This window comes from Plasticicumulans sp. (assembly GCF_035331805.1).
Taxonomy (GTDB): Bacteria; Pseudomonadota; Gammaproteobacteria; order Competibacterales; family Competibacteraceae; genus Plasticicumulans.
This window is the reverse complement of the sequence record NZ_DAOLKE010000090.1, coordinates 1-11,580: the sequence shown is the minus strand read 5'-3', so window position 1 is coordinate 11,580 and position 11,580 is coordinate 1. Positions and strand designations below refer to the sequence as shown.

The following is an 11,580-nucleotide window of genomic DNA, read 5'->3' as shown; positions in this document are numbered from 1 at the left end:
GCGGCGGATCAGTTCGTCGGTCAGCGAGCTCTTGCCGGCGCCGCCGGTGCCGGTGATGCCGAGCACCGGCGCACGGCGGGCCTGCGCGGCCTGCAGCAGTTCGTCGCGAAGCGAAGCCGCCATGCGCCCGGCTTCGAGCACGCTGAGCCAGCGCGCAAGCGCGAGCCGGTCGCCGGCGCGCAGTCCATCGAGCGTCGCCGGGGCCTGCGCGGCGAGATCGACATCGCAGGCCTCGACCATCAGGTTGATCATGCCGGCGAGCCCGAGCCGCTGGCCGTCCTCGGGCGAGAACAGCCGCGTCACGCCGTAATCCTGCAGCTCGGCGATCTCGGCCGGCACGATGACGCCGCCGCCGCCGCCGTAGACGCGGATGTGCCCGCCGCCGCGTGCGCGCAGCAGGTCGATCATGTACCTGAAGTACTCGACGTGGCCGCCCTGGTAGGAGCTGACGGCGATGCCCTGCACGTCCTCATCGAGCGCAGCACTGACGACGCTCTCGACCGAACGGTTGTGGCCGAGGTGGATCACCTCGGTGCCCTGGGCCTGCAGGATGCGGCGCATCAGGTTGATCGAGGCATCGTGGCCGTCGAACAGCGCCGCGGCGGTCACGAAGCGGAGCTTGTGGACGGGGCGATACCGCTCGCGCCCCTGAATCCCGGCGACTGCGTTCATCCGGCACGTCTCCTCTGCCCCCCGGTGGATCGGGATGCGCCTCTGGCGGGCGCTGCGGCGCTGCGACCGGACGGACCGGCGCACGCCAATGCATCGGATCATAAGAACGCCGGAAGCCGGTCACGTAAACATCTATTTACGAGCAGTTCCCGCCCCCCGGTCCGCCTATGCCTCGCGCGACCCGACGGCCCCTGCCCGTCGCCCTTGCTGCCTTGCCTGCGTCAGCGGGCCTGACCGGACAGGTTCCGGGCCGCGACCCATGCCGGCAGCGCCGCCGGCGGCATCGGCCTGGCGATGTGATAGCCCTGCCCCAGATCACAGCCGAGGCGCTGCACGTGCTGCCAGTCGGCGGCATCCTCGATGCCCTCGGCCACCGTGCGCAGCCCGAGCTGGTGCGCCATGCCGAGGCTGGCTGCGAGGATCGCACCGCGCGCCGGATCGGCGTGTGCGCGGTGCACGAAGCCGCGGTCGATTTTCAGCTCGTCGAAGGGGATGTCGCGCAGCTGCGCGAGCGTCGAGTAGCCGGTGCCGAAGTCATCGATCGACAGCCTGTAGCGCTTCAGGCGCAGCCGGGTCAGCGTATCGAGCAGCACGACGGGGTTCGGCGGCAGCCGGCTCTCGGTGAGTTCCAGCACGAGCTGCGCCGGGTTGAAGGCGGCACGGCGCACCTCGGCGGCGATGCGCTCGGGAAAGTCCAGATCGCGCAGGCTGTCCATCGAGACGTTGATCGCCACCGACAGCCCGAGGCCCTGACGCTGCCAGTCGCTCGCATCGGCCAGGGCCCGGGCGCACACCGCCTGCGTCAGCGCGTCGATCAGGCCGTGACGCTCGGCAACGCCGATGAAGCGATCCGGGTAGATGATGCCGGCGACCGGATGCTGCCAGCGCACCAGTGCCTCGACGCCTTCGATGCCGCCGCCGGCAAAGGCCATCTTCGGCTGGTAGACGTTGACGAACTCCCCGGCCGCCAGCGCCCGGCGCAATTCCCCGGGCTCGACCTCGCCGGCCTGGGCACCGGGTCCGGGCGCCGGCTGCCGCGTGCGCCAGCGTTCGAGCAGTTCGACGAGCTGCGCCCGCACGACGGGCTTCGGCATCTGCCCCAGCAGGTCGAGCCGGTGGGCGCTGGCCAGGCGCGCGACCGTGTCGACGGTGCGCCGCTCCTCGCCGCTGATCAGCACGAGGCTGCCCTGCCACCCGCGCTCCCCGAGCGCGCGCACGAACTGCACGCCGTCCATGCCCGGCATGTTGAGATCACAGAAGATCAGTTCGATCGGCGGCAGTGCGGCATCGTCGAGCCGCAGCAGCGCATCGGCGGCGTTCGCACAGCTCGTGATGCTGCGGTAGCCGCAGGCGTTCAGCGCCAGCGCCAGGACGCGCAGCAGCAGCGGCTCGTCGTCGAGCAGCAGGATTTCCGCGTCATTCTTCCGATCCTGTTTCCGGTCATCGCCATCCGGCAGGCAATCCGTGTTCATGTGCAGGGATTCCAGGCATGGGGTTCGATCCGGGCCGTCAGACGCGCGATGGCCGGGGCAAGTGCCGCAAGCACGGCATCGATGGCCGGCCCGTCATCGGCCCGCCCGGCCTGTTCGAGCTGCTCATAGAGCATCCCGAGTTCGGCTGCGCCGACGGCACGGGCCGAGGATTTCAGTCTGTGTCCGATATCGGCGATGCCCGTCAGGTCTTGATCTGCCTGCAGTTGCCGCAGCGCATCGAGATTCGCACGGACGCCGTCGAGGAATTCATCGAGCAGCCCGGTGATGAGTTCCGCGTCATCGCCGATCAGTTCCTGCAGCGCGAGCGGATCGAACGGGGGCGGCCGTTCGCCGGAACGGGGCGGCGGCGCTTCGGGAACCGGGGCCGCGGCGGCGGGGACGCTCGCGACCGGCAGCCAGCGTTCGAGCGCCGTGCGCAGCCGCTCGATCTGCAGCGGCTTGATCAGGCAGTCGTCCATGCCGACGCTGCGACAGTGTTCGACTTCCCCCTTCAGCGCATTGGCCGTGAACGCGATGATCGGCCGGCGCCGGCTGCCGCTGGCGCTTTCCTCGTGCCGGATCGTGGCGGCGAGTTCGTAGCCGTCGAGTTCCGGCATGTGCAGGTCGGTGATCAGCAGCGCATGCCGGTGGCTGCGCCAGCGGGAGAGCGCAGCGCGGCCGTCGGCGACAAACTCCGCGGCATGGCCGAGCAGCGCCAGCTGGCGTTCGAGGACCTTGCGGTTGATCGCATTGTCCTCGGCGACCAGGATCAGCCGGCCTGCGGTGCAGGCAGCTTCGATGCCCGGCGGCGCAGCCGCCGGCAGCGGCAGCATGGTTTCGACCGCTGGTGTGACCGGCGAGGCCAGGCCGGCCGCGATGGCCACCGCGCGCAGGAATACATGGCGGTGCAGCACGTTGCCATCGAGCGTGATCAGGTCATCGCCTTCGATGCGGCTTTCGCGCCGCCTGCCGTGCGTGATCAGCACGTAGCGCACGTCACGCCGGCCCGCCTGCGCCGCGAACTGCCCGCGCAGGCGTTCGATGCTGTCGGCGCCGTGGCAGCGACCGTCGACGACCACGATCGCGAGCCGGGCATCGCCTGCCGCCGCACTGTCCTGCACGAGCGTATCGACGTCGGCCGCCGGCAGTACCCGCGCACCGGCGGCGGCGAGATATTCGCCGAGATCGGCCCCGAGCCGGTCGCCGCCGCAGAGCAGGCTGACCGGCAGGCCGGCGAAGGCGTAGCGCGGTGCAATCGACGGCTGCCCGCCGGCTGCCTCAAGCGGCAGCTCGATCGTGAACGTCGAGCCAAGCCCGGGCGTGCTGTCGACGCCGATCCTGCCTCCCATCAGATCGATGAGTCGGGCCACGATCGACAGGCCGAGGCCGGTGCCGCCGAAGCGGCGCGTCGTCGAGGCCTCGGCCTGCATGAACGGCTGGAACAGGCGCTCGATGGTCTGTGCGGACATGCCGATGCCGGTGTCGATGACGCGCAGGCGCAGACCGCCGGCCGTTCCGCACTCGGCGCGCAAGGCCACGCAGCCGGGGCGATCCGTTTGCTCTCCGGTGAACTTCACGGCGTTGCCGGCGAGGTTGTAGAGCACCTGCCGCAGGCGCACGGCATCCCCGAGGATCCACTCGGGCAGGCGCGGATCGACGTAGATTTCCAGCGTGACCTGCTTGCTGGCCGCGATCGGCGCGAGTGTGTCGCCGATGCTCTCGATGATGGCCGCGAGCGGCAGCGGCGCGCGCTCGAGCGCAAGGTGGCCGGCCTCGATCTTCGAGAAGTCGAGCACGTCGTCGATGATCGACAGCAGCGTGTGCGCGGACTGGCGGATCGTGGCCACGGTGTCGGTCTGGGCGGGCGTGAGCGTTTCGTGACCGAGCACCTCCAGCATGCCGATGACGCCGTTCATCGGCGTGCGGATCTCGTGGCTCATCGTCGCGAGGAAGGTCGACTTGGCGCGGTTGGCCTGCTCGGCGGCATCGCGGGCCCGCTCCAGTTCGGCGGTGATGCGCCGTCGCTCGGCGATGTCGCGCACGATGCCGATGAAGCAGCGCTCGCCGTTCAGCTCGCACTCGTTGACCGCCAGATCGATCTCGAGCCTGCGGCCGTCGCGATGCAGGCCCTCGACCTCGCGGCCGATGCCGATGATCGCCGCCCGCCCGCCGGCGACATAGCGCGCGAGATAGCCGTCATGCGCACTGCGATGCGGCTCGGGCATCAGCATGGACACGTTGTGCCCGATCACCTCGGCGGCTTCATAACCGAACAGCCGCTCGGCCGCCGGATTGAAGGCGCGGACGCGCCCCTTCGCATCCATCGTGATGATGCCGTCGATGACGTTCTCGAACAGCGAGCGCAGTTCCTGCTCGCGGCTGCGCAGCAGTTCATCGGCCTGGTGACGCTGGCTGATGTCATGGGCGACCGACAGGTAGCGTTCGAGCCGGCCGGCGGCGTCGTATACCGGCTGCACGGTCAGCGCCACCCAGAAGGGCTCGCCGCTGCGCCGGTAGATGACGAGTTCGGTGCCGATCTTGTCCCCTGCCCGCATCGCGGCCTGCATGCCGGCGATGGTTCCGGCGTCGGTGCGGGGACCGTAGATCAGGTGTCCGGGGTGCTGTCCGAGCGCCTCGGCGCACGTCCAGCCGGTGCAGTCGCTGAAGCCCTGGTTGACCCACTCGATGCGTCCCTCGCGATCGGTGACGACGAGCATGTCGTCGGTTTCGCTGGCAAAGAGCGCGAGCCGGCGCAGTTCGGCGCGATCGAGCAGGGTCTCGGCGATCATGCCGAGCAGCGTCGCGACCTGGTGGACGAAATCCCGGATTTCCCCGGTCACCCCGTTATCGTCGGTCGAGAAGAACTCCAGCAGCAGCCGGACCTCGCCGCGGACCCGCACCGGACAGAAACCGCCGCCGCAGAGGCCGGAACGCACCAGGGGGTCATGACGCAGGAAATGCACGTCAGTTGCCAGATCCTCGATCCACTGCGCCTCCCCGGCCTCGAGCACACGGCCGATGACGCCGACGCCCGGCCCGAATTCCAGCGCCTGCGAACGCGCCTGGAAGCCGGCATAGATTTCCGGATCCCCGAGATGCCAGCAGTGGCTGGAGCGCAGCGGCTGATCGACGGCATCGCGAATCCAGGCATGGCCGACCGGCCACGCAAGATGTTCGCAGACCAGGCGCAGCGTCAGGTTCAGCACCACGGACAGATCGGCCGCGCTACCCGCCTGCTCGGCCAGCGTCTTCAGGATGCCGAGGCGGTGCTGGCGCCCGAGCAGCGCATCACGGGCATCTTCCAGCGCCCGGGTCCGCTCGCGGACGCGCCGCTCCAGCTCGACATTGATCGAGCGCAGATGCAGCTCCGCGGCCCGTTCGGTGCTCACGTCGCGTCCGGCGCTCAGGATGGCGACCACGACGCCCGTCTCGTTGCAGACCACCGTGTGCCGCCAGGCAATGCAGCGGGTCTCGCCGCTCGCGGTCAGCAGCGCGCGTTCCTCCTCGATGAGCGGATCAAAGCCGGTGATCACCTGGGCGAACACGACCTGCGCTCTCGTGCGCTCCCCCTGCGGCACACAGGTTTCGAACCAGTTCCGGCCGATGAGCTGCCCGGCCGGCAGACCGATCAGTTCGCAGCCTTCGCGGTTGATGAGCTGGATGCGCCCGTCGATGCTGCGCGCCAGGATGATCGAGCGGGCGATGTCGAGATAGCGCCGTGCCCGCTCGCCCTCGGCGCGGATGCCGGCCTCCAGACGCTGGCGTTCGCTCAGGTCACGTGCCTCCAGCACCAGCCGCACGATCTCGCCGTGCTCGTCACGCAGCGGCTGCAGTGAAACATCGAGCGTCGCGCGGAAGCCGCCCGGTCCGAGCACCGGGAACTCCTCGCGGAAGCACTGACCGCTGCCGGCCACGGCAAGCGCGCGCTGCACGGCCGCCTGCGCATCGGGCGAGCGCGGCCACCACGGCAGGCTGGCCAGTTGCAGGCCGAGCAGCGTGTCGCGCGCCTGGCCGGCGAACAGCGCCGCGCTGCGGTTGAGCTCGATCAGCGTGCCGTCCGGGCGCAGCAGACAGATGAGATGGACCATGCCGTCGAAGATGGCCCGCATCTGCTCGTTGCTCTGGCGAAGCTCCCGTTCCGAGTGCGCCAGACAGTCGGCCAGACGGCTCTCGCGTCTCAACGCCCGCTGCTGGTGCAGATACACCAGTGCCAGCAAGGGCAGCGCGACCAGACTGGCTGCCAGCAGCATCTGCAGCTGCGTGCTGGCCGCGCGTGCCTGCGCGAGACGCTGCTGGGCAGCGGCCTCGAGGATGCCGAGCGCCGATATCGCCACGGTGTCTTCCACCCGCACCAGCCCGTCGAGGGCCTCGGGCTGCATCTCGCGGTGCGTGGGCAGGCCGGCAAGCTGCCAGGCCGTGCGATAGCGCCCGATCACCCGCCCGATTTCGTGCAGGGCCTCGCGCTCGGCGAGATCATGTGTGAACTGCTCGAGTTCGGCCGCCGTGACGCCGAGCGAATCGAGTCCGGCCCCGGCGAGCGCATAGCTCGCCTGCGTGCGCCGCAGCAGGAAGTTCTTGAAATGATGAATGAAGCCGCCGTAGCCGAAAGCGTTGCGCAGCAGCTCGATCTGGCGGGCGAATGCGTGTGCATCGCTGTCGAGCTGCCGCACATTCGTGTACTGGATGCCGAGCAGGCCGCAGAGGCCGACTGCACTCGCCAGCAGCACGAGGGGCCAGAACAGGCGGCGTGGAGAAAAGGTCATGGATCGGCATCCTGCTACACATGTTGTCGCACCGGCCCGATCGTACCGACGCCCCGCTCCCGGCATTTCCGCCAGGCCGGCGGATCGCATCTTTTGACATATTGCCACCCCTGCCATCGAGGCCGGCACGGCTCGGGCAGGCCGGGAACCGTCCGCGACCGGTCCCCGGCGGGCAGGACGCGCTTGCGTTCAGATGCGGAAGCGCCTGATCAGCTGGATCTGATCCTCGGCGATGCGGGCAATCTGGTCGGCCGCCTGCGTCGTCGCCCCCGCTTCCGTGTGCACCGCCTGAGCGGTATCGGCCAGCTGGCGCACGAAAGCCGTGATCTCGGCGCTGCCCTGCGCGGCCAGAGCCACGCTGCGGCTGATCTCGCGCGTGGTGGCGCTCTGTTCCTCGATCGCGGCGGCGATCATCGCGGAGATTTCGTTGACCTCGTCGATGGTGCGGCGGATGTCGGTGATCGCATGCACGACATGGCCGGTATCGTGCTGGATCGTGCCGATGCGCTTCTCGATGTCCGCGGTCGCCTGCTCGGTGCCCCGCGCAAGCTCCTTGACCTCGTTGGCGACGACGGCGAAGCCCTTGCCGGCTTCACCGGCCCGCGCGGCCTCGATCGTGGCATTCAGGGCGAGCAGCTTCGTCTGTTCGGCGATGCCGGTGATCGTGCGGCTGACCGACCCGATCTCGGCGCTGCTGGTCGTGAGGGCCCCGACGAGACCGGTGGCGTGATCGGCGGCCTGCGCAGCCACGGCGGCAATCCCGACCGCCCGGTGCACGTGGCGCGAAATCTCCTGCACGGCTGCATTCATTTCCTCGGTCGCGCTGGCGACCGACTGCAGGCTGTCATCCACGGCACTGGCGTTCCCGGACAGCCGTTCGGCACGCGCACTGGTGTCGCCAGCGACGCCGTTCAGACGCTGACCGGTATTCCGGGCCACTTCCACCGAACGCCCGAGTGCCTCGGCGTTGCGGCCGATGCCGGCAATGCTGCTGCGCAGGTCGTGCAGCAGATGCCCGAAGGCCTCACCGACCCGGCCGATGGCGTCATTGCCCCCGACCCCCGGCGTGACGGTCAGTTCGCCGCTGGCAGCCGCCTCGACCGCGACGACGATGCGTCCGACCTTCGTGCGCAGTTCATCGGCTGCGGCCCGGTCGCGCTCGGCCGCCTCCCGGATGCAGTCGGCCTGAGCGGCGATTTCACGGGCCTGGACTTCCCGGGCGGCTTCGGCTGCGCGCAGCTGCTCCATCTGCGCCTGATCGCGGGCAGCGGCTTCCCGCAAGGAATCGACGGCGGCATTGAGTGCGGCTGCCATCCGCCCGAATTCCTCCTGCGTATCGACGCGCATGTGCGCCTGCAGATCGTGGACGGCGAGCCGCTGCGCAAAGCCGAGCACGGCCTGCACGCGTCCGACGATCCGCCGGCTCTGCCAGGTCAGCAGACTGCCGAGCAGCACCGCAACGATGGCGACGCCGGCCACCAGCGTGTTGCGCTGGCGCGCGAACCGGGAGTCCAGATCGGTCAGGTAAACCCCGGTGCCCAGCACCCAGCCCCAGGGCTCGAAGGTCCGGACGTGCGAGAGCTTGCGCTCCGGCTTCGTGCCGCTCGGACGGACATACGGATATTCCACGAAACCGCCCCGCCCGCTGCCGGATGCATCCCGGTGCGCAGCGCCCGCAAAAGCCTCGTACAGGTCACGGCCCTCGGCATCGCGCAGCCCCCGGACCGGTTGCCCGACCTGCGCGGGATCGCCTCCATGCAGCACGAAACGTCCATCGCGATCAAAGGCAAACACATACGTATCGCCCTGACGCAAGGCGGTCAGCGCCTCGATCGCACGTGCCTGTGCCTGCGCACGGTCCATCCGTGCGCTGCCTTCGGCGTCGGCGAAATGCTCAAGCACGGTCATCACGGACTGAAGCGAGGCAGCCAGGGCTTCACGAGCCTGTGAATCGAGATCGCGGCGCAATCCCAGCAGCGTGCCGGCTACCAGCAGCAGCAACGCGAGCACGACGATGGTCAGCAGGGCGTGGAACTGATGACGCAACGGCAGGTTGCGCCAGCGGCTGCTCAGGGAGGCGGAGCCGGGCACGGACTCCAGGGCTGTGGACGGCACTTGCGGCAGGGTAGCGGTCACGAGAATTCTCCCTGTGACGATACAGAGGACGGAGCAACGGATGGGCGTGGTTTGCGTGTCCGGAATTCCAGAGAAAAATCAAATTACCACATGGTTATTGCTGTATATATTCGTGCGCACCTGAACAGCCATGCAACGAAAGTGGTAGTTGCCGGTACGAAAAATCCTGCTGACCGACTCTTTCGCCACCGTCTGCGACCGCAGGCTTGAACGTATTCCGTTGCTTTTAAAAAACTCCCGATGAAACCTGCCGCGGCAGGCGCCATGCCGGGAGAAAGCTCCCCCGTGCGTGAAACATGCGTGAAACAAATGTGCAGGGCGCGGACAGCAACTCCGGCGATCCTGCACGTCCCCGGCAGGCCACCCGGCCCTTGCCGGTGCTGCGTTCTCGGGAGAGACAGCCCGGAAGCCGGCAACGGCTTTTCAGCCGGCGGTCGTGATCGCGTCGTTTCCGAGCCGTCGGGCCGTGGCGTAGACGCAGTGACAGCGCCCCTCGCGCAGGCTGCGTTCGGCGTTGGCGAGCACGGTCAGCAGTTCGTCGGCCGGCAGCACCGGATTGTCGGGGCACTCCAGCTTCGCGAGCGCGGCGCGCTGGGCGGCATAGGCATCGGCCGCTGCCTGCGAGCCATCGACAAACCCCGCCTCGGCGAATCCGGCGGCGCGCAGGCCGGCGGCCAGGGCCGCCTGCGTCTGCAGATGGCTCAGCGTGCCGTCGGCGCGCGACCACGGCAGCGGGTGATACGGCTCGCCGCCGCTGCCGAGGGTCCATTCGTGCAGCGCCAGCACCCCGCCCGGGCGCAGCAGCCGTGCCGCCTCCTGCCACAGCGCCTGCGGTTCGGGCAGGTGCAGCGCCAGATGCTGGACCCAGACCGCATCGAAACCGCCGGCCGGCAGGCCGGTGGCGCTCGCATCGGCGTGCAGGTGCTGCACCTGCGCATCCAGCCCGACCCAGGCCGTCAGTTCGGCGCCGGCCTCGACCAGCGTCCGGGTCAGGTCTACGCAGACCACACGGCAGCCGAGTTCACCGGCGAGCCAGCGCGCGCTGCCGCCGAGCCCGCCACCGAGATCGACCACGCCGGCCCCGCGCCCGAGCCCGGCAAGACCGGCCAGTGCCGCGACCGCCTTCAGGCCGCCGGCGTGAATCTGGTCGTAGCGGGCCACGTCGCGCCAGCCGGGCCGCTCGATGCCGTCGGCGGCGAGCCGCTGCTGGATCCACTGCCGCGGCGTGCCGCGGCTCCAGTGCGCGATGACATCGGCCTGGTCCGCATCCGGTGTCGGCGCGGAAGCTCCGGAACAGGGCATCGGGTGGTTCATGGCGGGCAGGCTCCATGCAGATCCGGGAAGGCCCGAAGTCCGGGCATCGGGCGGCCGGGCGTCGCACCGTATCCTGTCTGCAAGCGTGCCGACCCGCTGCGTCCGCTGCTGCATCGATGGTTGACAATCCGGACCCGCACACCGGTGATGGCGATTCCCGTCGCCGCCGCCATGAACCCGCATGAACGACGCCCGCCTTGCCGATCTGCGTGAACAGGCCGTCCGGCTTGGATACGGCCTGCAGACCATGCTGCCGGTTTCCGCCATCTCCGCCCCCGGTCTCGCCTCGCTCGCGGCCCCGTTCCGAACGCTGTGGCTGGTCTGCAATACCGGCGATGCCGTGCAGCGGCGCTGGCGCGCCGGGCGCGACATCGAGGCGCTGCTCGCTGACAACGCCGCGACCGGCGCCGGTTCCTGCGGCCCGCTCGATGACTTCTGCCGCGCCGAACTCGGCGCCCTGCTCGGCACACGGGCGCACCGCGTGCTGCATCCGCATCCGGCCTCGACCGCGCCGCTGCCGCTGCTCGCACTGCTCGCCGCGGCCGGCTGGCTGCGGCCGGGACCGTTCATGAACACGCTGCATGCGCGCTACGGCAGCTGGTGGGCGGTGCGGGCCGTGATCGCGCTCGATGCCGGCGCCGATGCGCCGGGCGAAGCCCTCGGCCCATCGCCGTGCCTCGACTGCAGCGCTCCGTGCGTCCCTGCCTGCCCGGCGGCAGCGGTCGGCAAACCGGGCTGGGAGGCGCAGCGCTGTCTCGCACAGCGCGTTACGATCGGCAGCGGGTGTGCCCGACGCTGCATCGCGCGCGAAAGTTGTCCGGCAGGCCGGGAATGGCGTTACGAGCCGGCCACGATCGCCTATCACTACGGTGCATCGCAGCAAACACTGCAGCGCTGGCGTGGCGGGGAGCGCGCCTGAGCAACCGCCCGAGGGGATCGCCATGCTGACCGTCATCGCCCGCATCGAAGCCCGCCCCGAATTCGCCGCCTGCCTGAAGCAGGCCATGCTCGCGCTGCTGGCCCCGACCCGTGCCGAACCCGGCTGCCTCGCCTACGAACTGCTGGAAAGCAGCGACGATCCGGCGCTGATCTTCTTCCACGAACGCTGGGCTGACCGGGATGCCCTCGAAGCCCACTGGCAGTCGGCGCACCTGCTCGCCTACCGGGACGCGACCAAGGGCTGGATCGACCGGCGCGAGCTCACCGTGCTGCGGCCGGTCGAG

Annotated in this window: 7 protein-coding genes; 2 read left to right on the top strand and 5 right to left on the bottom strand. The window is 69.6% G+C overall.

Annotation, left to right across the window (positions count from 1 at the left end):
* The 5 genes from PKE44_RS08555 to PKE44_RS08535 form a co-directional block, all read right to left on the bottom strand.
* The coding region (locus tag PKE44_RS08555) for a cobalamin-dependent protein (protein ID WP_324550078.1) at positions 1 to 672 on the bottom strand (672 nt) is incomplete at its 3' end.
* Positions 673 to 893: 221 nt separating this feature from the next.
* Positions 894 to 2,144 (bottom strand): EAL domain-containing response regulator, encoded by a 1,251-nt coding sequence (locus PKE44_RS08550; protein WP_324550076.1) that lies wholly within the window; start codon positions 2,142 to 2,144, stop codon positions 894 to 896.
* Positions 2,141 to 6,907 carry a PAS domain S-box protein gene (locus PKE44_RS08545; protein WP_324550074.1) on the bottom strand — a complete coding sequence of 1,589 codons (4,767 nt, stop codon included), beginning with the start codon at positions 6,905 to 6,907 and terminating at the stop codon, positions 2,141 to 2,143. Before PKE44_RS08545 ends, PKE44_RS08550 begins: the two co-directional genes overlap by 4 nt.
* Before the next feature lie 189 nt (positions 6,908 to 7,096).
* On the bottom strand, positions 7,097 to 9,043 hold the full coding sequence (locus PKE44_RS08540; protein ID WP_324550072.1) for a methyl-accepting chemotaxis protein: 1,947 nt from the start codon (positions 9,041 to 9,043) through the stop codon (positions 7,097 to 7,099).
* 423 nt (positions 9,044 to 9,466) lie between these two features.
* Positions 9,467 to 10,357 carry a class I SAM-dependent methyltransferase gene (locus tag PKE44_RS08535; protein ID WP_324550070.1) on the bottom strand — a complete coding sequence of 297 codons (891 nt, stop codon included), beginning with the start codon at positions 10,355 to 10,357 and terminating at the stop codon, positions 9,467 to 9,469.
* 181 nt (positions 10,358 to 10,538) lie between these two features.
* Between PKE44_RS08535 and PKE44_RS08530 the strand changes: the two genes are divergently transcribed.
* Together PKE44_RS08530 and PKE44_RS08525 are read left to right on the top strand one after the other, a co-directional pair.
* Positions 10,539 to 11,276 carry a hypothetical protein gene (locus PKE44_RS08530; protein WP_324550067.1) on the top strand — a complete coding sequence of 246 codons (738 nt, stop codon included), beginning with the start codon at positions 10,539 to 10,541 and terminating at the stop codon, positions 11,274 to 11,276.
* Positions 11,277 to 11,298: 22 nt separating this feature from the next.
* Positions 11,299 to 11,580, top strand: a 282-nt coding sequence (locus PKE44_RS08525; RefSeq protein WP_324550066.1) for a putative quinol monooxygenase, incomplete at its 3' end; no start/stop codon positions are given.

Coding starts and splice junctions, on each gene's coding strand:
- PKE44_RS08550 (WP_324550076.1), bottom strand. CDS start 2,144: ATGAACACGGATTGCCTGCCGGATGGCGATGACCGGAAACAGGATCGG.
- PKE44_RS08535 (WP_324550070.1), bottom strand. CDS start 10,357: ATGAACCACCCGATGCCCTGTTCCGGAGCTTCCGCGCCGACACCGGAT.
- PKE44_RS08545 (WP_324550074.1), bottom strand. CDS start 6,907: ATGACCTTTTCTCCACGCCGCCTGTTCTGGCCCCTCGTGCTGCTGGCG.
- PKE44_RS08530 (WP_324550067.1), top strand. CDS start 10,539: ATGAACGACGCCCGCCTTGCCGATCTGCGTGAACAGGCCGTCCGGCTT.